The following is a 21,971-nucleotide window of genomic DNA, read 5'->3' as shown; positions in this document are numbered from 1 at the left end:
GTGCCGTTCATTAGCACAAAGGTGGAGCTATGAAACGATTTAACAGTATTTTGTGTGTGATTGACTCTGAGCACACCTTTGATACAGCCGTTAGCCAATCAATAAGAATTGCCAGTGATCATCAGGCGGATATCACATTTGTTTCAGTTATCGGAACAGTCGGTTTCTGGCGATCGACCCTCCACCCAGAGGAGGATCACCATAAGTTTCTTGACGAACAAATGGAGAGCCAACGAGCAACAATCGCAAGCAGACTATCGGTAATGGCTCTCACTGTGAAGCCAAACATTGAGGTTTATTCCGGTATCGGATTTATAGAGATCATAAAAAGCGTGCTTAAAAATCAGCACGATTTGGTCGTCAAGTGTGCCGAAGAATCTGATTGGCTGAGCCGTATATTTGGAAGTGAAGATATGCACTTACTTCGCAAATGCCCCTGTCCGGTTTTAATTCTGAAGCCTGGGCAAGATGACAGATTCCGAAATATCCTGGCAACGGTATCGGTCAATGATAGTTTCAGTGAACTGGATAAGGGGCGCGTTCAGGAAGCGCTTAACAGACAAGTGCTTGAGTATAGTGTGACTTTATGCCTGCCTGAGTTGACACAACTTCATGTCGGAAGTGCTTGGGATGCGTATGCAGAAAACTTTTATCGTTATGGCGCTTTTACTCATTTGCCAGAAAAAGACGTTGATCAATATACCGAACAAGTACGCCGTAAATGCTCGGATAAACTGGATATACTTGTTAGGGAAATGAACGACATGTTAGGAAAAGATGCGATTAAGTATCTTCTTCCCAGAATTCACTTAGTGAAAGGGAAACCATCCAGAGAGATCCCACTAATGACAGACAAATATGGCATAGACCTCATCGTGATGGGTACGGTAGGTCGGGTTGGAATACCCGGTTTGATCATCGGCAATACGGCAGAGTCTATTTTAGAACAAGTCAAATGCTCTGTATTAGCAATAAAGCCTGAGGGATTCAAAACGCCGGTTGTGTGACGCTGACATCATCTGCCAGCGCGCATGGTCAGGTTATTGGGCAAACCCGAGCGATATAGCAAGCAGTGAACCCAGGCCAATAATTAACCACAGCATCACACCCAGTAACAGCGGTTTGAAACCGGCCGCACGCAGTTTCTGTACTGTAATTCCTGCCCCAATCATAAATAAGCACACCACCAACAGGCGTTTCGAGAGGGCGAAGATCCCCTGATACAGCTCAGAGAATTGGGGAAGCCAGTGCGCCGTCAGCATGGCAATACAATAGAAGACGATGAACATTGGTACGGCGAGTTTTTTTTCTTTCCCCCGAAACATCAGAGCACTGACAAACGCGAGCGGGATTATCCACAAGGCTCTGGCTAATTTGAGCGTGGTAGCTGTTTTTAACGCCTCGTCGCCATAAGCCCCGGCTGCACCCACCACTGAGGAGGTGTCATGAATGGCAATGGCAGCCCAGACACCAAACTCATGTTGCGTCATATCCAGCAAATGGCCAACAGAGGGAAACAAGAAGAGCGCTGCTGAGTTCAGTATGAAAACCGTCGCCAGTGCCAGCGAGGTCTGATGGCTGTTAGCGCTGATTGCCGGAGAAACGGCTGCGATTGCGCTACCACCGCAAATTGCTGTGCCGGATGCAATCAGATGTCCTGTTTTGCTGTCTATCTTCAGCCATCGGGTGAGTACCCATCCCATGGCTAACGTCACGACAATGGACGCAACAATGAGCCATAAACCGGCCTTGCTCGCTGCAATCGCAACATCAAGCTGAATGCCGAACCCCAGACCGATGATTGCCATCGACAGCAATTTCTTTGTGATGGCGGCGACAGGAATATCGGCAGGGACAAGTCCTAAGGTGGCGAGCGAGAAACCCAGAATCAGCGCCACCGGGGAGTTGATGAATGGCATCAGGCAAATCAGCGCACTAAGCCAGAAAAAGGGATAGCGCGTTAGCTGTTGTTTCAGTAAGGCAGGTTGGAACAGCATCTTTCTACAGCACACAGACAATGAGAGCTGAAGTATACCTCTTCTTGGTAGTGAATATGACTGAAAATTTCAGTCATTAAGGTGTGTTATCTGTTCGGGGTGACTGAATGGTGTGCTGAAATCACGTTTACTTTTTGACCCACAGGCCACTTGGGCTCTGATAGAAATGGCCGCTTTCGGTTTTTTCTATCGCTTTTTTATACGCAAGGCGGCTTACTTCGGGCAGCGTCAGCCCATGTGATACGGCGATACGCTGGTAACTTTCTTTTCGTTCACTGTTTACGGTTTGAATCAGCTGGCGCACTTCCGCTGAAGGTGACGGTGCCAAAGCGGCTATGTAGCCATTGTTAGCTTCACCGACTAAGCCTTGTGCTTTCGCTTGTTGTAAATCGAGCGCGAATGCATGTGCGCAAAACAGCAACATTGCCAGGTAAGTCAGTATGCGTTTCATAACAGGCACTCCGCCTTGTCAGAAGACATCATCATCACTGAAAAGATCATCGATTTCCTTATCTACCTTAATCCTGATTTCATGTTCAATTTTCACGTTCAGATTAACTTCTATCGGCTTGTCAGAGGCTGCAACCTGTACAGTAGGTGTGCAGCCGACCAAACCAGAAGTCATTAGTAAGAATATCACTGCTAAACAGCCTGTCATACAGTAATACTTAAACTGAATATCCATGGGCGTCGACCTTTTCAAGTCATTTGCAATAAATTCAGCGCAAAAGTCTAATTTTCAAGACCAAGCTGCTTCACAAAAATCCGCTCAAACTGAGAAGTATTTATCGTGTTGAGCGTTTTGATCAGTGCTGGTATATCGTCTTCAATGTTCAGATTGATGTTGACCGGTCTTCCATTCTGAAAGTGAGGATTCCGGCCTTTGAACCTGGCACTAGCATTTAATTGACCCTCTTTGGAATAGTCTATATCAACCGCAAGAGAGTCGTATTGATAATTTCTGAGAATCCTGGTGATCACTTTGAGGCTGTTTTCGCCTCCGGCTCTGACGTTATCATCGATACTTGTCCCTTCTTTATATCGCAGAACGCCGCCCGGACTTCTTGAAAATAAAGCACCTTTTTCAATGACGGGATTTCCGCTCACAATGCGGATGGGCAGTAAGCCATCCAGTGACCCCGTCAACTCAACATTTTCAGGGTTAAATAAATCCATTAATTTCTTAAGATTGAGACTCTGGATACGCAAAGGAATGACGTCAATATTGGTCAAAGAACGGCTCACTACGTTGCGGGTGCTTAACTGACCACCAAGGACGTTGGCGGTTGCTCTGTGCAGCGTATAAAGAGGTTCATCTGTATCGAAATGAAAGCTGGCAGTGACGTCCTGAAACAAAGTACCAAAGTGTAACCAACCGGCGTGAACAGTCATCGGCTGACGGCTCCGTATCGTATTGTCAGTCACCAGGCTGGTCAATGACACGTTCAGATCGGCAAAGTGGGTGTCTTTGATATGTCCGCTTAAATGCGTGGTGAAAATATCCAGCGTGCCAGACCAGAGAGCATTCTGATATTGCAGATCCGCGCGGAGACTTATGCTGCCATTATGCAGATCAGCACTGACAGGCAGTGGCGCGAGATAGTATTTTTGCAGACTCTGTTTTGCGGAAAAAGAAATGGGCTTTTGTACTATCTGAACACGGCTGATACGACTTTTCCATTCCTGAGTGAATGAAAAATCTAACCATGGCTGACTTTGTGCGGTACTAAGCAAACCGGTTATGGCGAGTGCGTCTGAATTGAGTGTCAGTTTTCCCTGATTGCGGATGACAGGCAGCGCCTGGTTATTCACACTGAGCGCCAGTTGTGTCGAATAATTGCTGGCGAGCTTCCATGCCTGAGCGTTTTTCTCTGCTCTTAACCCGCCTGACATGATCGCGAGATTACCTTCAAATTGCTGTACGGGGAGAGAACCTTGATGCTTTCCCGGCTCAGTGTCAGCGTTAATCGTGCGCAAGCTGCTGAATGCCGCACTCAATGTGGCCGGCGCTTCGCCGACATCGAGCAGCCATACTTGCGAGGTATTTTCTGGCGCTGATGCAGAGGATAAGAGATTGTCCAGCTGAATGGCTGTGTCAGGTATCTCTATGCGTACCTGACTTAAGCGGTTTTGCTTTTGATCAGCATAGTCAGGCAAGACGATCGTTTGTGCGCTGAGCCGGGTGTTTTCCAGATTCAGCTTGAGTGAGCTGCCAGAGCTTTGTATATCGATGCGCTGTGATAACTGCAGATGACTGATTTTCAGTGACTCGAGTTCAAGAAGAGGCGCCTGTGCGGTAAGCGTATTGGTGCTGCGGCATTGAGGCAGGGCGGTTTCTGTTTGCTGGGCCGGTATGGTTAACGTCACATGGCAGGTGAGGGTGTTTATCACAATTTGTCCCTGTGCTGCCGGGCGTTCAACGTTAATATCTAACTGCTCCGGGTTTGTTAACCTTAACTGTGCCTGTTGCTGATCAAGCGACAGTGCCCATTTCCAGATACCGTCATGGTTTAACGCTATGACACTGTAATCGTTTGGCCCGCTGTGCTGATGTGAGCGGGGCAATCTGAATTGGATGCTGCCGGGTGCGCTTATCTCAATCGCATAGTGCCATACCGGCGAGAGCGAATCTGGCTCAGAGGCTGAATCTGGTTGGTGATCTTTTTTCTCAGGTTGCCTTTTCTTTAGTTGTTTTTTTTGGGGTTGGTCAGTTTCTGTCAGTTTTGCCTCAAAGACAGCCTGTTGTTGATTCGGGTCTGGGAGCGATATGGACTGGATGGAAAAATAATTCAGCACCTTAGTGACATTGTCACTTTTACAGTTGAGAGATTGTGGCATGTCAGACGTCAATTGCCAGCTGGCATGACAGCTGACCAAATCAATGCCAGAAGGACTTGTGTGATCAGTGTCAGTGAGCTGTACAGTAAAAACAGCCGGTTTGTGTTCAGAAGCCAGAAAGTAGCTGGTAACAGGCAATAACGTATTTTTGGCTGTTTGCACCTTTCCCTCTAATTCAAACCGTGTGTTTTCTGCATCTCGCTGAAAAATGAATCTGGCCTGAGACAAGTAATCGATGATTGTTATTGAGTCGATTTCAATGTGTTTAACCGGAACCTGAAACAGCAGGCTGGTAATTTGCCCGAGGCGGGGAAAGCCGGTTGATGCTGAAGCCTGATCCTGAGGTAGGAATGGCGCAGGATCCCAGCGTAACGTTTTAATGCGCAGATCGAGTGAGCTCTGCGGCGATAATAAATCGACAGCCAGAGATAACTGGTGAACTCCATCCCGTTCAGATTGCTCTGACGCTGCTGTTGCCGACGCAATGTGAGCAATAGAGACTGAAAAGGGCTGCGTGCCATCCTCTGCCGGCATTAATGCAAAAGAAAGTGTCTTGAACGTGACGGGGTAACCATTCTTGTGGTGGTTATCTTTACGGTAGTCATCTTTGCGTAAATTATCTCTGTGATAGCCATCTTTGATGAAAGCGGCCAATGGTGGCTGAATATCACCACGCCCGACTGCGCCACTGATCTGTAAATTCGGTGCTGTTGAAACGCTGATACTGATGCCATGCAAAGACTGCTGATAGGTGGTTTTCGATAATGGCGTAGCCAGTAATGCGTCAGCAAGATCGGCGGTAATCATAAAACGCCCGTCGGTCAGTGCCCCCTGCGTCATCAGCTTTACCTTATCGAAAGTAACGATGTCAGCGATGAGCCCATTTTCAAGTAAAGCTCTGCGCAGTGCCGACGGAATCACCACTGTCAGCCTGTCGGCCTGAACTAACCAGCCTGTGGCTCGGGAATCTTGATGTCGGGGTTGAATTATTGGGTGTTGCTCTGCGGTGTAGCGGTGAAACAACAATACGTTATTCAGCTCAAACTCATTATCTCTGATCTTGATACTGAGATTTTTAACTGACATGCCTTGCTGCGACAGACTGATGCCAGAGACTGATCCTAACTGAATCCCTTCACTGGCTAACCAGAAAGTCACACCCACAGCTAAAGTGACTAAGCTGCAGGTGGCGAAAATGAAAACCCATAGCAGGCCCCGTCGAATCCGGCAAAGGAGGCTGGAAGAGGAAGCTTGGGCGCTGTTGGTGTGTTCTGTTGTTGGCATATGGGCTCAAGCGAGTATGAAAATGTATGGTGCATTCTTTACAAGAATAAGCCCAACCCGGTGGGAGTGTGGAATATTTGGGTAAATCATGGCGTTATGATGAAGCAGACTGATCGCTTTTACGTACCAGAATCGATAGTGACTATAAGATGTGATGTTTTTTTTATCGTTTTTTTAGCAAGGTTAATGACATTTACTGATGCAAATGTCACGAGGTGCAGAGACATATGCTTAGTGTGGCAATATTTCAGTTGTTATCACTAAATCCAGCTCAAATAGGGGATTGCACAACTTATTTAAACCTGAGACAAAGAAGCTCATTACTATAAAAAACTACACAGGACGTATTTGAATGTCAGACACAGTATCTATCCCGCCGCAATCCAGACAGGGAAGTGGCATCAAGCAATTAATCAAATCGTTAGGTCCCGGGATCATGATGGCGTCGGCCGCGGTTGGCGGATCACACTTGGTGGCATCAACCAAAGCCGGAGCCATATACGGCTGGCAACTGGCTGCGATTATTTTGCTGGTAAACCTTTTTAAATACCCATTTTTCAGGGCCGGTATTCAATACACAATGGGAACAGGCAAAAGCCTGGTAGAGGGCTACGACGAATTAGGGCGCGGCTATCTTTGGGTATTTTCCGGGCTTAACCTGTTATCCGGTATTGTGAACACAGCAGCGCTGCTGCTGTTCAGTGCGAGCCTGCTGGGTTATTTTATGCCGGGCAATTTACCTCTGCCTGTTCTCTCTGCCATTGTGCTTGTGGCGTGTCTGGCTATATTGATGGCTGGTCACTATAAAGCGCTGGACGGGCTGTCAAAAGTCATAATGTCGGTGTTGGTTATCGCGACCATTTCAGCGGTGGTGATAGCCGCAGGCAATGGCAGTGCCGCCCCCGCTGAGTATCAGGGACCTTCTGCCTGGACCCTGGCGTCTTTCGGGTTCATTGTCGTGATGATGGGTTGGATGCCGGCTCCGATTGAAATTTCATGCCTGACATCACTCTGGCTGAAAAGTCAGCGTAAAGAGCAAACAGTGACAACGCGTTCGGCATTGTTTGACTTCAACGTAGGCTACATTGGTACGGCCATTCTGGCGGTTGTGTTTCTGTCACTGGGTGCCTTGGTGCTGTATGGAACGGGTACCGAGCTGAAAGCGTCAGGGATCGGTTTTTCTCACCAGTTAGTGAGCATGTATGCGTCTACCATCGGTGAGTGGTCTCGCTACTTGATCGCGGTGATTGCTTTCTTCTGTATTTTTGGCAGTACGATTACCGTTATTGACGGTTATTCTCGCGCACTCGCTGAAGCGCAACTGGTTATTCAGAAAAAACCACTGGAGCAAAACAGCTATATTAATGCATGGATGATTGTTATCAGTGTGTTTGCGATGGCGATCATTCTGTTCTTCACCTCAGCGCTGATGCCAATGATGGACTTTGCCATGATCCTGGCCTTCATGACGACACCTGTCTTTGCCTATTTAAATTATCGCTTGGTGTCCACTGCATCATTGCCAGAAGATTTGAAGCTGACTAAATCAATGAAACTGCTGTCATGGGCAGGTTTAACTTATCTTTACGGTTTTCTGGCTATTTTTATCTGGTGGAAATGGTTGATGTAAGCCACATTCTTGGAATTAAGTGTCAAAGCCCTCAACCGAGGGCTTTTTCTTTTGTTATGCTTTTAAAACAATATCTTGTGATCTGCTTGTCAATAAATACTTCATTGAAGCTTGTTAAATAGAGTTTTTGCTCTAATATGGGCAGTCATTCTTGAGGTCATTAAGGATATATGATGAATGTAAGGCCGACTCTGGCTAAACCCATCACCCTGGCGTTGCTGATAAGTTCCGTGTGTTTGCCGGTGAAAGCGGCGACTGTCAGTTTTGACGATGCGTGGCGCATTGTCCGGAACAATAGCGATGAACTGGCGGCAGAAAAGAGCAACGTAGAAAAGGCCGCATACCTGCAAGAGGCGTCTAAAGCACTGTCGTTACCCAGAGTGACGGTGTCCGCCAACTATACCTATCTGGACGGTCCTGTCGAGATAGCGCCTTCAGATTTGATTGCGAGCACCCCAGCCGGGCGTAGTCAGGCAAACAGTTTAGGTGGCCTGGCTCAACTCATGGGGATGACCCCGGGTCAGTTCGATAAAATGTTCACCTCACAACTGACCGACAGAGATATTCTGACCAGTTCAGTCCGCGCTATCTGGCCGGTATTTCTCGGGGGAAGAGTGATGGCGGCGCAGGACATCGCCAAAGGAAAAACCCAGGAAGCCAGATACATGCTTGAGATGAAAGAGCATGCCAAATTTGAAGACCTGTCGACCTATTATTTTGGTGTGGTGTTAGCGCAGCAAGTGCTGGACACGCGTCAGGAAGCGGAACGTGGATTGGAAAAGCATTATAAAAATGCCCTGAAGTTAGAATCGCAAGGACAGATAGCCAAAGTTGAGCGTTTACAGGCACAGTCGTCTTTTGATAAAGCCCGCGTTGAGCGTCTTAAAGCCCAGCGCGATCTGGAAATTGCACAAGTTGCCCTGACACGGCTACTTAAATTACAAACCCCTGCATTGCCTTCAACGTCCTTGTTCGTCAATGAAGGACTACCGGCAATGACCACCTTTATTGATAAAACCCTTAATGATTATCCCGGTCTTCATATTCTTGATGCCAAGAAAAAGCAGGCCAGCGGTGTGTTAGATGCAGAAAAGGGCAAATACTACCCTGAGGTTTTTCTGTACGGTAATTACAACCTTTATGAAGAAGACACGCTCGCAGCAAAAACAACGCCAGACTGGGCTGTGGGTGTTGGTGTCAGTATACCGCTACTCGACTCTTCAGGCCGTTCAGACAAGGTTAAAGCGGCTCACAGTGCAATGACACAGGTGAATTACCTGCGCGCACAGGCAGAGCAGGATCTGAGCGTGCTGGTGGAGAAAACATACCGGGAAGCCTCTCAGGCACTGGAAGAATATGACGGGCTGGCCTCCAGTATTGCACTGGCCGAGGAAAGTGTGGTGTTACGTGAGAAAGCCTTTAGTCAGGGCCTGTCGACCTCTCTGGATGTGGTCGATGCCGAATTGTATCTGGCAAGTGTAAAAACACAGCGCCTGGCAGCGGCTTATCATTATGTCACAGCATTGTCCCGACTACTGGCTGTCAGCGGTGATATCAATACCTTCCACCAATATGAAAATTACAAAGGACTTAAGGTTAACTGAAATGAGTAAGCTAAAAACTCTTGCCGTCGTATTACCGGCTGTTGGGCTGGCCGCTTGGTTGGGATACCGGTTCTGGAACGCTTATCAGCCGGATGCTGAGCGATTACAGGGCCAGATTGAAGCTCAGCAATACAATATCTCCTCAAAAGTCGCCGGTCGTATCGATCAGGTACTGGTGCGTAAAGGGGATAAAGTCACCGAAGGGCAATTGATCTTTACCTTACTGAGTCCTGAAATTGATGCCAAGCTCGAGCAGGCGAAAGCCAGTCAGCAGGCAGCAGGGGCTCTGGCTGATGAAGCACAAAATGGCGCACGGGCTCAGGAAGTTGCGGCTGCCAGCGATCAGTGGCAAAAAGCCAAAGCGGCATCGGCACTGGGAGAAAAAACCTATCGGCGGATAAACAATCTTTATCGCGACGGCGTTGTCGCAGAACAAAAAAGGGATGAAGCTTACACGCAATGGCAGGCGGCCCGCTATACAGAGCAAGCGGCTTATCAGATGTTTGAAATGGCCAAAGAAGGGGCGCGGGAAGAAACCAAACGCGCTGCACAGGAAAAAGAGCGTATGGCTGCCGGGGCTGTCGCAGAAGTCGAAGCCTATGCGGCGGATACTAAAATTTCCAGCTGGCATGATGGCGAGGTCAGCCAGATCCTGCTTCATGGTGGTGAATTGGCACCACAAGGTTTTCCGGTGGTCAGCATCATAGATATGGACGATGCCTGGGCGGTGTTTCACGTCCGGGAAGACAGGCTGGCTGATTTTGCCAAGGGGACTCAATTTGAAGCTAAGATACCGGCATTAGGGGATCAAGCCATCCCGTTTACTGTGACGCATGTTTCCGTCATGGGGGATTTTGCGACATGGCGGGCAACGGATACTCAGCAAGGTTTCGATATGCGCACTTTTGAAGTTGAAGCGCGCCCTTTGCAGCCCGTTGACGGATTGCGTGTCGGTATGAGTGTGTTGGTAGAACGCTGATATGTGGTTAAACACAATGCAGCGAGAGTGGCGGCTCATACGTCAGGAACCCTGGCTGAAGGCGATGCTGTTCTTTTTGCCTTTAAGTCTGTTTGTTCTGATGTGGTGGATATTCTCGCAAGGGATCGCCCGCGATCTGCCCGTCGGTGTGGTCGATCTGGATCACAGCCGTCTGTCCCGCGGATTGATCCGATACTACGATGCCAGCCCGACCCTGTCGGTTGCCCGACAATTGAGCGAGGTGGAAGAAGGTACAGCGTTAATGCGGAACGGTGAGATTTATGCGCTGGTAGTGATTCCTGATTCTCTGGAAAAAGACACATTGCTCGGGCGCTCTCCGTCTGTGACTGTGTTTTATAACGCCCAGTTTATTTTGATTGCCAAGCTGATAAACAGCGCTTTCGTGTCGGCGCAGACTACCTATGCCGCCAGTATAGATACGGTAAGCAATATGGTGACTGGCACACCAGTACCGCTACAGGCGCTGGGGCAGGCCTTGCCAGTCCGCAATCAGATAACCCCGTTATTTAACAGTAACTCGCACTATGGGCAGTTTCTGGTCTCGGCGGCTATTCCTGCCATGTGGCAGATATTTATCATTGCCACGACTGTCATGGCACTGGCAGCAGAGCAGCGGCGGCAGGGATTACTGGCCTGGCTGGGGCAACATCCGGTGCAGCAACTCGTCGCCAAGCTTATACCTTATGCGGCGGTGTTTATTCTGCAGGGTGTGTTGTTTCTGTGGGGCATGTATTCGCTGCTGGGCTGGCCAATGCACGGTAGCTGGAGCATTTTGCTGGTGGCACAGTGTTTGATGGTCATTGCTTGTCAGAGTGTGGCCGTGCTGTTCTTTTTCCTTGCGATGGATGTCACCCGGGCGATGAGCTTCGTGGCCGGGTTTTCAGCGCCGGCGTTTGCTTTTATGGGGATAACGTTTCCCGCGACAGACATGCCAGCCATTGCGACAGGCTGGCGGGCGCTGTTGCCGGTCAGTCATTACATTGAAATTCAGGTGCAGCAGGTGAATTACGGTACGGGTTTACAGCAAGCTATGCCTCAGATGATGGCGCTTGTGGTATTTCTGCTGGCAATGGCACTGGCCATGCTGAAAATGCTGGTCTGGCGCAAACGCCAGCTGGAGGGCGGTGTATGAGCTGGCGTCAATTGTTTCTGAGTGAATTGAAAGCGGTGTTCACGAACCCTGCGATTATATTCACCGTGTTTGGCGGCGTTTTAATGTATTCGCTTATTTACCCGCTGCCTTATTCAAACCAGCTTCCGCGCGAGCAGCAGATTGCGGTTGTCAATCTGGATAACAGTGCGGTCAGCCGGGCGCTGATCCGCATGGTTGATGCGACACCTCAGGTGGCCGTGACGAAAACAGCCGCCAGTATTGAAGAAGCAAAAAGCTGGATTCAGGCACAAGAGGTGAAAGGGATGCTAGTGATCCCTGAGCACTTTTACCGGGATCTCTTGCTTGGTACCAGCCCGACTGTGTCTTTTGCCGGTGATGCGGCGCTGTTTCTCGTTTACGGTACCGTTGTTGAAGGGCTGGCGACAGCCACAGGAACGCTCAGTGCAGAAGCAAAAGTGGCGCGTATGATTCTTGAAGGTGAGAACCTGGCGTTAGCTTCCGAACAATACGCGTCGCTGAAACTGAATATGCGTCCGGTATTTAACCCGACCATGGGCTATATCAATTACGTTGTCCCTGCTGTGTTCGTACTGATACTCCATCAGACACTGCTGATTGGCGCTGCGTTAGTAGGGGCGGCTCAGAATGAAATGCATTGCTCCGGCGTGCCGGGTTACTGGCACGCCTGTTCACCCTGGCGAATGATTTTCACACGTATCTGCTTGTTTACCTTTATCTATCTGCCTCTGACTGCTTACTACTTTGGGCTGAGTTTTGAGTATTACGGTATCAGTCGTCAGGCTGCAATCGGTGATATGCTGATGCTGACACTGCCGTTTCTGATCTCAGTAACAGCGTTAGGCATAGTCATCGGTGAGCTGATCCCCCGTAAGGAACTGGCTACGGTTATCGTGCTGCTCAGCTCACTGCCTTTGGTTTTCTCCGCCGGTTTCGTATGGCCTGTATCCGCACTGCCAGCCCCGGTTTACTGGCTGGCACAATGGGTGCCTTCTACGCAGGCGATTAACGGTTTTCTGCGGTTAAATCAGATGGGAGCGAGTTTTAGCCAGATCAGCGCCTGGTGGTTTCAGCTTTGGGGGCTGGCTGTTTTGTATTCACTGGTCGCTTTAGGCTTGGTGTACAGAAATCGCCGCCGCCGAGGACGGCTTTTTCAGGCTTCGGCAACAGTTTGAATCTGATACACACAGCGGTATACGCAGGTAGGTATTTTCAGATGAATGTGTTAAAACAGCCTCATATTACATGACTGTACTGGCACAGGGATTGAATGTGAACCGGTTATTATCCTTTGAAGCATTGATGGTTTTAGATGCGATTGAGCGTCGTGGCAGTTTTGCTGCGGCCTCAGAAGAACTCGGCCGAGCGCCATCTTCCCTGAGTTACCAGGTTCAGAAACTGGAACAGGATCTGGACTTGGTTATTTTCGACCGCTCTGGTCATAAAGCCGCTTTTACCAAAGCTGGCCGGCTGTTGCTGGACCGGGGGCGATTATTATTATCCGCGGCTGATGAAATGGTATCTGATGCAACAGCGCTGGCACACGGCTGGGAGTTAGATCTGACCATTGCCTATGACGGTTTGATTAAGCTCGATCTGATGTTTCCGCTTGTTGATGCATTGGCAAAGAAAAGTAAGACCCGCCTGAAATTTCGTGAAGAAATTCTGGCCGGATGCTGGGAAGCGCTCGCGCAGGACAGGGCCGATATTCTGATTGCTCCGCCACCAAGTGTTGCGCCGCCGGAAGTGAAAATTCAGCCTCTTGGCAAAATGGATATCGTCTGGGTTGCTCACCCGAATCACCCTATCCATAAACATGATAATCCGCTCGATCCTGTTATTCGTCAGCAATACCGGGGTATTGCGGTTGCTGATACCGCACGGAATCTGCCGCCGATAACCCATAATATTCTTGAGGAGCAGCCGCTGCTCACTGTTTCCAGCATGAATGACAAGTTGAATGCGTTACGTGCCGGTCTTGGTGTCGCGACAATTCCCAGTTTTTTCATTCAGGATGATTTAGCGACAGGGAAGCTGGCGATGGTGGGGGATAATCCTGTCAGAGAATTTGAACTGGTTCTGGCCTGGAATCGCAGCCGCATGGGTAAGGCAAAAACCTGGGCGATCAAACAGCTTGAACAGTTATGGAAAAAGCACCTGAACTGACGCACGTTTGTGTCCTCGTTATTCGACCCGCTCGTTAACTCAATAAGCCATGAAAAAGCAGGCTGACCTTTGGTTTATGGTCAGCCTTTTTATTGTCACCTCTAAACCACCGACTATGGCAGTGGTGATTATTTAACCGCGCTCAGGCTGGTTGTCGTCTTGTAACACCAACAGAAGCTCCGCCGTTTTGTCTTCAAAATGAATCTCTACCTGAAAGCCGCTTTTTCTGGCAAGTGACAACATTCCCTGGTTATTGGGCATGGTTATCCCGGTCAACCGCTGTAAACCCCGCTGCTTACAATATTGAATTATGGTATTGAGCAAGATACTCCCCAGCCCTTGCCCTTTGAGATCAGAGCGAACCAACACGGCAAACTCTGCTTCTTCGTTACTGGGATCAGAGACCGCCCGGCTGACACCAATAATGTCGGTTTCGGTGTGTGAATCAGGCTCCAGCTTCACCGCAATAAAGGCCATTTCACGGTCGTAATCAATCTGAGTGAGATTCGCCAATGCTTCGTGATTGAATTCACCGACTTCAGAGAAGAAACGGCTGTACAGATCATCATGCGAAACCTGCGCAATGAAGGCTTTATGGCCGGGTTCATCTTCCGGACGAATCGGACGAAGTAAAATCGGCGAACCGTCTTTCAGCGAGGTGTAAATTTCCAGTTCTTTCGGATAAGGCCGAATGGCCAGCCTTCGTTGTGTGTCACCATTAAAGGGATGAATGGTCATGGAAGCATCGATCACAGTCATGTCTTCGCCCGCCGCCAGCAGGGGGTGTATATCCAGTTCAATGATCTCCGGGCAATCAATGATCAGCTGTGACAGCTTAACCAGTAGTTTGCAGAGTGCAGGGATATCCAGCCGATCAGGTAAACTGCGCTGTTTAATTTTTCCTGTCTTCAGGGCATTGATGACAAGGTATCGTGCCAGCGCCATATTGAGCGGTGGAATAGCGACGGCGGCATCACGATGGATGTCCCATTCTGCGGCTTCATCACCAACAAGAATAACAGGCCCGAACACGGGATCGGTGTGAACAGCAATGCGTAATTCCTGTGCACCGGAACGGTTGGCCATGCGCTGCACCAGCAAGCCGTCAATGCGGGCTTTCGGAAAATTGTAGGAAACCCGATCCAGAATCGCCTGGGAGGCATTGGCAACTTCGGCTGCCGTTCGCAGATGCAGCATGACACCATGCACTTCTGATTTATGGCGGATATCAGGAGAGCGCAATTTGACGGCAACCGGATAGCCAATCTGCTCGGCAATATGCACGGCTTCAGCGGGATCTGACGCAATCCAGGTCGGCAGGGTATGAAAACCATAGCTTTCCAGCACAGGGCGTACTTCATGTGTTTCCAGATGATGGATTTTCTGATCGAGTAACTGATCCAATAATTGATGCACCAACCCAGGGTTGCTCTGGGTCTCACCGAAAGAGGACGGGGTTTCCATCAATTGTTTCTGATTGCGACGGTACTCGACCAGGTGCATGAAGGCAGTGACAGCACTTTCCGGTGTACGATAAGCCGGAAAGCCGGACTGTGTGAAAACTTGTCTGGCTTTCAATGCCTGATTCTCTCCGGCCCAGTTACTGAGGATGTTGAAATGCAGGGTGCGGGGGTGCTGCTGAAGCACCTTGACCATGTGCTCTGCGGTCTCTTTGCTCGGTGCGATGGCAGAAGGAGAGTGCATAATGAGCAGGGCATCGAAATCGTCGCTGTCTAACAGAATCTTGGTGGCCGCTTCATAGCGAGCGATATCGGCATCCCCGACGATATCAATCGGGTTAGATTGCGACCAGCTGGCCGGTAATACAGCAGAAAGTTTAGCGATAGTCTCCTGGCTCAGTGTCGCGAGTTTCCCGCCTCGCTCACTGAGGGCATCGACGGCCATAATCGCAGGGCCGCCACCGTTGGTCAGAATCGCCAAACGTTCGCCACGCAAAGGCACGGCGTGAGCCAGTGTTTCCACTGCCGCAAACAGATCATGAGTGTTGTGCACCCGCAACATTCCCGATCTTTTGATGGCGGCATCATAGACGGCATCCAGGCCGATTTCTCCCCCGGTATGAAGATGGGCAGCGGCACTGCCAATTTTCGTCCGGCCACTTTTCAGCACCAGTATGCGCCGGGTCCGCGCCGCCGCTCGTGCAGCAGACATAAAGCGCCGGGCATCACGTATTGAGTCGATATACAGCAAGATAGCCTGTGTTTTACTGTCACGGCACAAGGTATCTAACAGTTCAGCAAAACCAATATCGCAGGTATCGCCCAGCGAGATAAAAGTCGAAAAGCCAATATTCTTGTTCTTGGCCCAGTCCAGAATCGTGGTACAGACCGCCGCAGACTGTGAAATGAAGGCAATATTACCTTTGTTGGCGGAAACCGGTGAGAAAGACGCATTGAGATTATGCCAGGGTAAGATCATCCCCATACTGTTTGGGCCGATCAGCCGCATCCCGTACTGTTTGGCGGTCTCATACATGCGCACATCTTCTGTGACACCGTCACTGTCGGGCTTTACGTTCATTCCTGCCGCTAATACTATGGCCAGTTTGACGCCTTTACGGCCTAACTGTTCGATAATACTGACGTTCCGGTCACCACTGGTGCACAAAATGGCCAGGTCTGGTACGCGAGGCAGGCTATCGATGTCTGGATAGGCTAACACTCCTGCCACTGCGTCATACTTGGGGGTCACTGGCATGATGGGCCCATGAAAGTTAGCGGACAGCAGGTTTTTAATGACTACATAACCGGCACGCTTGGGATTATCCGATGCGCCGATAATGGCGACAGAACGTGGCTTTAGTAGCGACTCGAGTCCTTTCATGGCATTTTCTCTCAGTATTTCGTAAAGAATTAACACTCAGCGACAGACAATCATTTTTCTCGCTTGGTTGCATGATGGGGTAGCTTTTCATTCACTGCTGTGAGTGTAATGGAACCCATTCGACATTGTTTGCAAAAGAAGAAGGCGCTGCGCTTCATTCTTAGTCTTTTTATATTGCACAATTTTATTAAAAACTGGAATTTACATAGAAAATCAATCTATTATTGATATAACTTTGAACCTGTGACATAACGCCAATTCTATCGCATACAGAGTGATGCAAGCTTGATTGGCATCAGGTCGGGGTGCAGAATCTTTTTAAAGACAAATTTGATCAGGCACGATGATAATGAAAAAAATTGCCTTAATGGTTGCAATTACATCAGCTTTAGCAGGCTGTGCGCTAGATAATGAACGTCAGACAATGAATGGCACTGTGGTTCCGACATTGGATGAGCAGGAACAAGCGGCAATGGCCGCAGAGCAGGGGGCAACGGCTGAGCCGATGGCGGTTGAGCAACTGAATGAACCCATTCCACCTCTGAACCCTGTTGATATAGCAATCACAGATGAAGTTGTACCACTGGATCAGGAGATTGCCCCTGTAGACGCACCGGCAGTTCCTCAAGAAAAATCCGTGGTTGTAACCACAGAGCCTGTGTCAATGACTGGCTCTGTCGCGGCAACTCCACAGGCTAATGAGCCACAAACGGCAAAAGTCAGCTATGAATATGTGACGGAACCTGTATCGGGTTTCACTGTTCAGGTGCTGGGAGTCAGCAAAAACAGCGGTTTTGCCTCATACATTGCTAAGTTGCCAGGACAGCAACCTGTATGGGTGAACCAGAAAACCTTTCACGAAAAACCTTGGTACACGTTACTTTACGGGCACTTTGATACCGTTCAGGAAGCCCAGGCTGCCATCAAAGATTTACCTGCAGAAATCCGTTCATTCGGTCCCTTTGTTCGTAGTCTGGCCAGGATTCATCAGTCACCTGAGCCCAAGCTGACCAAGATAAACTGATACACCCGATAAGCTCTTCCCTGGAAGAGCTTATTTTTTGCATCGTTGACCGCTTTCGCGGCAGGGAATCAGGCCAATAGCTTGATGCCTGCCAGATAAGATGCAATAGTTGATGCCCTGAAGGCTGCCGGGGGAGACTCGTAATTTCATCATTTAGAACAGATGAAACCCGGTGGTACAAACAAATTTCGGCCTGCCATGATTGGCAGGTGACGTTTTACAAGGGATCAAGATGAATCCAATTCACGTTTTACTTCTTTGTGGCGGTGGCAGCGCAGAACACGAAGTGTCTTTGGTTTCTGCCAATTTCATAGAACAAAACCTGCAGGCGATTGACGGCATTCGCTATATCCGTATCGAAATGCAAAAAGACGGCTGGTTTGACAGTGATGGCCAGCGCTGGCAGTTGAACCTTGATCGCAGTATCCAGTCTGAGTCTGGCGAAAAGCTCCCCGTTGATTACGTCATTCCGTGTGTTCACGGTTACCCCGGCGAAACAGGCGATTTGCAATCTTTACTTGAAATAGCCGCTGTCCCTTATTTTGGTTGTGGCCCTCAGGCCAGCACGAATTGTTTCAACAAGATCACGACCAAATTGTGGTTTGATGCGCTGGGTATTCCGAACACACCTTATGTGTTTCTGAGCGAGCAGGACGAAGAGTCGTTACGTACTGCCAAAGAGGCATTAGCCCGGTGGGGAAGTGTTTTTGTTAAAGCGGCCTGCCAGGGATCATCCGTGGGCTGTTATAAAGCGACGGATCAGGACAGTCTGATCGAATCACTGAACAAGGCGTTTACCTTCTCAGATCAGGTTCTGGTAGAAAAAGCCATTAAACCCAGAGAGTTAGAAGTGGCTGCCTATCAGTATGGCGATGAGTTGATTGTGACCAAACCTGGGGAAGTGACCTGCCCGGACGGTAAATTCTACACTTACGAAGAAAAATACAGCACAGAAAGCCACTCGACTACAACCGTAGAAGCATCAAATATCACTGAAGAACAGGTTGAAGCCATTCGCAGTTATGCCAGAAAAGCGTTTGTGCATATGAAGTTAAAAGATCTGTCACGAATTGATTTCTTCCTGAGTGAAGAGGGAGACATTCTTCTTAATGAAATCAATACTTTTCCTGGTATGACACCGATATCTATGTTTCCTCAGATGCTGGCTCATCATGGACACAGCTTTACGGACTATCTTGAGCAGGCTATCAAAAGTGCTGTTCATCCATCCAGCCAGTGATTTTACAGTGTTAAAAACGCCAGCCTGACTGGCGTTTTTTGTATTGGCTGTAATACTGACGATGAGACTGAAAAAGAACCCTATGCTGACGAACAAACAGAAAGCTGCGCGTTTTAAAGCTATGCAGAACAAGAACTACAGAGCCAGTTTAAAGCTGGAGGGCTTTGAATTAGACGGGGCGCCCGGTACAGAACCATCAAACGCCTCCCCAGTGTCTGAATATGAACAAATCGCTCGGTTAAAGAAACGTTATGCGAGATAAATATGGTGTTCAGCAGGATCCTGATTGCTACCCCGGTTCGGCTGTGCTTATCAACTTACTGAATATCAATGATGAAGATGAACTCGCTCTGGCTGAGCGGGATTTCACCCGGGTTCGGGCAGAGCATTTTGTACCTGAATTTGACCGATTTGATTTAGCCTATCTGAGACAAATACATTTCACTCTGTTTCAGGACTTATACCCCTGGGCCGGTGATATACGACGTGTTGATATCACCAAAGGCCAGAGTCGTTTTTGTCACGCCAGAAATATCGAAAGAGAGGCAACACGTCTCTTTGCTTCACTGGCTGATGAATCACATCTCTGCGGGCTGGACTTTGATCATTTTATCCGCCGCATTGCCCATTATTACTGTGAATTGAATGTCATACACCCGTTCAGGGAAGGAAATGGGCGCGTTCAACGTATTTTCTTTGAAATTCTGGCCTTAAATGCCGGATACGAAATCTGTTGGGAAGGCATTAACCTCAAAGAGTGGGTCGAAGCGAATCAGGCGGGTTATTTTGGCATTATGGCTCCTTTGGAAGGCTTGTTCGAACGAATCACTCAGCCTGTCCATGCCGTTGTTCAACCCCAGTGGGCGTCCGGCCCGGGCGGTTAAATCTACTCTCACTTCTCCCAGTCTTTTTTCTTCACGTACTTCGCAATTTCCGTATCGTGTTTATCTTTATGGCCTGCATACTGTGCCGGCATTGCTGGGCTCTTCCAGCGGCCCTGGGACTGGATGTCCGGGATGGATACGCCAGCATCGGATAAATCTTTGGCGGCGCCGACTCTGGGCGACTGACCTGAAAAAATACTGTCCTGACTGAGTCCGAGTTCTTCACCGGCACGGCGAAACACCCGGTAGATGGATGAGTGGTCAAGCGGTTGCTCACCAATGTTGCCATGACGATCAATTCTTCGAAAGACAACGCCTGATTCAATCATGCCTACCGTCAGCCAGCGCTGCATACTACGAGATGCAATGGTACTCAAGGCAATAGTGTGCTCCTGGATGTGCAGACTGATAAGTCCAGACGCGTCAATCGAGATATTTTCAATGGTCAGTGCTGCCAGCTCACTCCGCTTTAGCATTGCTTCAAACATGACAGCCCAAATTGCCAGATCACGGATGTCTTTGGGCCTGGTAGAGAGAGAGAAAACATCAACCAGCTGTTGCAAGTGATCATCTCTGAATGCGTTCGCGTTTTTATAGTCGTCTTTTTTTTCTACACAATATTTACTCAGTACCAACCTGACTTCAGTATGACGGCAAGGATCGGGGAGGGCATGGCAGCGGTGAACCAGTCCGATTGTGACAATGTAACGCTTGAGGCTTGCCAACTTGCGCTTCTTGGCCATGGTATCAATAAAGTTATGTACCGTTTTTACCGTTGCCGGTAAAGGGATTGCATGTTTGTCCAAACAGTATTGAAGGAAGTTATTCCAGTCATTTTTGAAAGCAAGCAATGTGTTTGATGAATATTGCTTATGAGTTAAAACTTCCCAGATTTCCATATCTTCTATAGGGCGGGAAAAGACATTGATACTGTCTCTTTTTTCATTCTCATCAGTAATGGGAGGAATTTTCTTCATTTAATGCACTATAACTTATTTATAAGTAATCAATACTATATACTATGCCGTCCCATAAACAAGACGGCATACCACAAACATTAAAAAGTTAACCAAAACGGGAGGTCAGTCGTCTTCATCTGATTTTTCTACATCAACCAGATAGTCGCCCATCAGCCAGTTTCTCCCGAGCAACAGTTTGAATTCCAGCTTACTCCGGTTTCGTAAGTTTACAGTGACTTGTTTATGCTCACCGTTCCAGCTTAAATCCATTTTTACTGCATAGCGACGCTCAACACCTTGAGCATTACGGATTTTACTGACTTTAACTATTTTTGCTTTGTGAGTGGTTGTTTCACCTTTCTCATTTTTTGTCTTGAATTCGACCATATTGCCTAGATTTTCACGCATATCGTCACTTTTATCACCTAATACACGGATATCGTAAGCATTGATCGACGACGTGTTTGCCCCAGTATCAACCCGGGCTTTATATTCGAGTTCCAGATCCTGAACGTTGATGGTTTCAATTTGTCCTACGATGGATTTTTTTTCAAGAGGTCGACTTTCAGCCGAGGAAGAAGGGCTGTTAAATGCAAATACAACTAACATTAACGGAATCAATGCTTTTCTCACGGAACCTCCAGGAAAAGTGCCAATAGTAAAGTGATTACTATAAACATAAGCTACGTTTGTTTGTTCAGATTAACGTTAAAGGTTTGATGAAGTAAGCATAGGTTCAGCTAATCAACCTTTAGTCTCAATGCTGAGCGAATCTGTTGATAACAATCAGGTGTAGGTGAAAAACGAATGGCCGTTATGCCAAGTTTTCGGGCCGCGAGCACATTATCTTCATTGTCATCAATAAAATACGTATCATCTGGACTAAGGGAATATTTCAACATAAGTGATTGGAATATTTCAGGTTCTGGTTTCATTAATAGTTCTTTGGCAGAGACCAGACCACCATTGAACAATGAAATGAAATCATGCTTATCGTTAAGCGTATCGAAAAAGGCGCTACTCATGTTCGTGAGATAGTACAGGTTAAAATCCTGTTCCAGTAAGTCTTCAAGTAAGTGTTTCGACGCATCGATGACAGTCAGACTGTTTTGAATGTGATCGATGAAATCTTCCATTCTTGCCTCTGGAAAACCGGTACGAGCAGCAAATTTAGGGATCACTTCGGCCATCAGCATAGTACCGCGATCCAAAGCCAACCAGTCAGGGTGCTGAAGCACATGCGTCAGCAACATGTCTTGCTCGTAAGTCGACTGAGTGAAAGTAGAGACGATTTTGTGCGGGTTCCAGTCAAACAGCACAGCACCAAAGTCAAAAACTACGTTATGAATCATATGCGTTTCCGTTAGAG

At 48.3% G+C, this 21,971-nt stretch carries 19 protein-coding genes; 11 read left to right on the top strand and 8 right to left on the bottom strand.

The features are described from left to right. Positions 1-29: 29 nt before the first annotated feature. Entirely contained in the window at positions 30-1,007 is a 978-nt protein-coding gene (locus H511_RS0105130; RefSeq protein WP_027251340.1) for a universal stress protein, read from the top strand. Between the two features lie 33 nt (positions 1,008-1,040). On the opposite strand, the gene H511_RS0105125 is transcribed toward H511_RS0105130, so the two are convergent. The 4 genes from H511_RS0105125 to H511_RS0105110 form a co-directional block, all read right to left on the bottom strand. Continuing rightward, a complete protein-coding gene (locus H511_RS0105125; protein WP_027251339.1) occupies positions 1,041-1,997 on the bottom strand; it encodes a YeiH family protein in 957 nt (318 codons plus the stop codon). Between the two features lie 127 nt (positions 1,998-2,124). Next, a complete protein-coding gene (locus tag H511_RS0105120; protein ID WP_027251338.1) occupies positions 2,125-2,448 on the bottom strand; it encodes a YdbL family probable chaperone protein in 324 nt (107 codons plus the stop codon). A gap of 18 nt (positions 2,449-2,466) precedes the next feature. Beyond that, positions 2,467-2,682, bottom strand: coding sequence for a YnbE family lipoprotein (locus H511_RS0105115; RefSeq protein WP_081669195.1), 216 nt, complete (start codon positions 2,680-2,682; stop codon positions 2,467-2,469). 47 nt (positions 2,683-2,729) lie between these two features. Further along, a complete protein-coding gene (locus H511_RS0105110) occupies positions 2,730-6,119 on the bottom strand; it encodes an intermembrane phospholipid transport YdbH family protein (protein ID WP_027251336.1) in 3,390 nt (1,129 codons plus the stop codon). A 352-nt stretch (positions 6,120-6,471) separates the two neighbouring features. Here H511_RS0105110 and H511_RS0105105 point away from each other — a divergent pair, with 352 nt between their 5' ends. The 6 genes from H511_RS0105105 (at position 6,472) to H511_RS0105080 (ending at position 13,651) form a co-directional block, all read left to right on the top strand. Next, positions 6,472-7,749 carry an NRAMP family divalent metal transporter gene (locus H511_RS0105105; protein ID WP_027251335.1) on the top strand — a complete coding sequence of 426 codons (1,278 nt, stop codon included), beginning with the start codon at positions 6,472-6,474 and terminating at the stop codon, positions 7,747-7,749. A 173-nt stretch (positions 7,750-7,922) separates the two neighbouring features. Continuing rightward, positions 7,923-9,353, top strand: coding sequence for a TolC family protein (locus tag H511_RS0105100; protein ID WP_027251334.1), 1,431 nt, complete (start codon positions 7,923-7,925; stop codon positions 9,351-9,353). 1 nt (position 9,354) lies between these two features. Next, entirely contained in the window at positions 9,355-10,332 is a 978-nt protein-coding gene (locus H511_RS0105095; protein WP_027251333.1) for an HlyD family secretion protein, read from the top strand. A gap of 1 nt (position 10,333) precedes the next feature. Beyond that, complete coding sequence (locus H511_RS0105090; protein ID WP_027251332.1) at positions 10,334-11,485, top strand: ABC transporter permease; 1,152 nt, start codon at positions 10,334-10,336, stop codon at positions 11,483-11,485. Further along, on the top strand, positions 11,482-12,660 hold the full coding sequence (locus H511_RS0105085) for an ABC transporter permease (RefSeq protein WP_027251331.1): 1,179 nt from the start codon (positions 11,482-11,484) through the stop codon (positions 12,658-12,660). The genes H511_RS0105090 and H511_RS0105085 overlap by 4 nt, the downstream gene beginning before the upstream one ends. Positions 12,661-12,757: 97 nt before the next feature. Further along, positions 12,758-13,651 (top strand): LysR family transcriptional regulator, encoded by an 894-nt coding sequence (locus tag H511_RS0105080; protein WP_027251330.1) that lies wholly within the window; start codon positions 12,758-12,760, stop codon positions 13,649-13,651. A gap of 132 nt (positions 13,652-13,783) precedes the next feature. Here H511_RS0105080 and H511_RS0105075 read toward each other — a convergent pair whose 3' ends face one another. Beyond that, positions 13,784-16,495 carry a bifunctional acetate--CoA ligase family protein/GNAT family N-acetyltransferase gene (locus H511_RS0105075; RefSeq protein ID WP_027251329.1) on the bottom strand — a complete coding sequence of 904 codons (2,712 nt, stop codon included), beginning with the start codon at positions 16,493-16,495 and terminating at the stop codon, positions 13,784-13,786. 349 nt (positions 16,496-16,844) lie between these two features. Here H511_RS0105075 and H511_RS24030 point away from each other — a divergent pair, with 349 nt between their 5' ends. The 4 genes from H511_RS24030 (at position 16,845) to H511_RS22625 (ending at position 19,643) form a co-directional block, all read left to right on the top strand. Next, positions 16,845-17,519 (top strand): SPOR domain-containing protein, encoded by a 675-nt coding sequence (locus H511_RS24030; protein ID WP_051287885.1) that lies wholly within the window; start codon positions 16,845-16,847, stop codon positions 17,517-17,519. A 232-nt stretch (positions 17,520-17,751) separates the two neighbouring features. Continuing rightward, positions 17,752-18,759 (top strand): D-alanine--D-alanine ligase, encoded by a 1,008-nt coding sequence (locus H511_RS0105065; RefSeq protein WP_027251328.1) that lies wholly within the window; start codon positions 17,752-17,754, stop codon positions 18,757-18,759. A 61-nt stretch (positions 18,760-18,820) separates the two neighbouring features. Next, a complete protein-coding gene (locus H511_RS25205; protein WP_027251327.1) occupies positions 18,821-19,021 on the top strand; it encodes a YhfG family protein in 201 nt (66 codons plus the stop codon). Then, positions 19,011-19,643: a putative adenosine monophosphate-protein transferase Fic gene (locus tag H511_RS22625; protein ID WP_051287883.1), complete on the top strand. Its 633-nt coding sequence runs from the start codon at positions 19,011-19,013 to the stop codon at positions 19,641-19,643. Before H511_RS25205 ends, H511_RS22625 begins: the two co-directional genes overlap by 11 nt. Positions 19,644-19,651: 8 nt before the next feature. Here H511_RS22625 and H511_RS0105050 read toward each other — a convergent pair whose 3' ends face one another. The 3 genes from H511_RS0105050 to H511_RS0105040 form a co-directional block, all read right to left on the bottom strand. Beyond that, the gene (locus tag H511_RS0105050) at positions 19,652-20,620 is read right to left on the bottom strand and encodes a tyrosine-type recombinase/integrase (RefSeq protein ID WP_027251326.1); all 969 of its coding nucleotides are present in this window, start codon (positions 20,618-20,620) and stop codon (positions 19,652-19,654) included. Positions 20,621-20,725: 105 nt separating this feature from the next. Beyond that, complete coding sequence (locus tag H511_RS0105045) at positions 20,726-21,235, bottom strand: ATP-dependent zinc protease family protein (RefSeq protein WP_027251325.1); 510 nt, start codon at positions 21,233-21,235, stop codon at positions 20,726-20,728. 107 nt (positions 21,236-21,342) lie between these two features. After that, complete coding sequence (locus tag H511_RS0105040) at positions 21,343-21,954, bottom strand: HAD family hydrolase (protein ID WP_027251324.1); 612 nt, start codon at positions 21,952-21,954, stop codon at positions 21,343-21,345. Positions 21,955-21,971 lie beyond the last annotated feature (17 nt).

Source organism: Photobacterium halotolerans DSM 18316 (assembly GCF_000425165.1).
GTDB classification, from domain to species: domain Bacteria; phylum Pseudomonadota; class Gammaproteobacteria; order Enterobacterales; family Vibrionaceae; genus Photobacterium; species Photobacterium halotolerans.
The sequence above is the reverse complement of the archived record's forward strand: the minus strand, read 5'-3'. Positions and strand labels throughout refer to the sequence as shown.

Excerpts from the sequence above, each read along its gene's own strand:
- H511_RS0105040 (WP_027251324.1), bottom strand. The coding sequence starts at position 21,954 with ATGATTCATAACGTAGTTTTTGACTTTGGTGCTGTGCTGTTTGACTGG.
- H511_RS0105065 (WP_027251328.1), top strand. The coding sequence starts at position 17,752 with ATGAATCCAATTCACGTTTTACTTCTTTGTGGCGGTGGCAGCGCAGAA.
- H511_RS24030 (WP_051287885.1), top strand. The coding sequence starts at position 16,845 with ATGAAAAAAATTGCCTTAATGGTTGCAATTACATCAGCTTTAGCAGGC.
- H511_RS0105130 (WP_027251340.1), top strand. The coding sequence starts at position 30 with ATGAAACGATTTAACAGTATTTTGTGTGTGATTGACTCTGAGCACACC.
- H511_RS0105110 (WP_027251336.1), bottom strand. The coding sequence starts at position 6,119 with ATGCCAACAACAGAACACACCAACAGCGCCCAAGCTTCCTCTTCCAGC.
- H511_RS22625 (WP_051287883.1), top strand. The coding sequence starts at position 19,011 with ATGCGAGATAAATATGGTGTTCAGCAGGATCCTGATTGCTACCCCGGT.
- H511_RS0105120 (WP_027251338.1), bottom strand. The coding sequence starts at position 2,448 with ATGAAACGCATACTGACTTACCTGGCAATGTTGCTGTTTTGCGCACAT.
- H511_RS0105075 (WP_027251329.1), bottom strand. The coding sequence starts at position 16,495 with ATGAAAGGACTCGAGTCGCTACTAAAGCCACGTTCTGTCGCCATTATC.
- H511_RS0105085 (WP_027251331.1), top strand. The coding sequence starts at position 11,482 with ATGAGCTGGCGTCAATTGTTTCTGAGTGAATTGAAAGCGGTGTTCACG.
- H511_RS0105115 (WP_081669195.1), bottom strand. The coding sequence starts at position 2,682 with ATGGATATTCAGTTTAAGTATTACTGTATGACAGGCTGTTTAGCAGTG.
- H511_RS25205 (WP_027251327.1), top strand. The coding sequence starts at position 18,821 with ATGAGACTGAAAAAGAACCCTATGCTGACGAACAAACAGAAAGCTGCG.
- H511_RS0105095 (WP_027251333.1), top strand. The coding sequence starts at position 9,355 with ATGAGTAAGCTAAAAACTCTTGCCGTCGTATTACCGGCTGTTGGGCTG.
- H511_RS0105125 (WP_027251339.1), bottom strand. The coding sequence starts at position 1,997 with ATGCTGTTCCAACCTGCCTTACTGAAACAACAGCTAACGCGCTATCCC.
- H511_RS0105090 (WP_027251332.1), top strand. The coding sequence starts at position 10,334 with ATGTGGTTAAACACAATGCAGCGAGAGTGGCGGCTCATACGTCAGGAA.
- H511_RS0105105 (WP_027251335.1), top strand. The coding sequence starts at position 6,472 with ATGTCAGACACAGTATCTATCCCGCCGCAATCCAGACAGGGAAGTGGC.
- H511_RS0105050 (WP_027251326.1), bottom strand. The coding sequence starts at position 20,620 with ATGAAGAAAATTCCTCCCATTACTGATGAGAATGAAAAAAGAGACAGT.
- H511_RS0105100 (WP_027251334.1), top strand. The coding sequence starts at position 7,923 with ATGAATGTAAGGCCGACTCTGGCTAAACCCATCACCCTGGCGTTGCTG.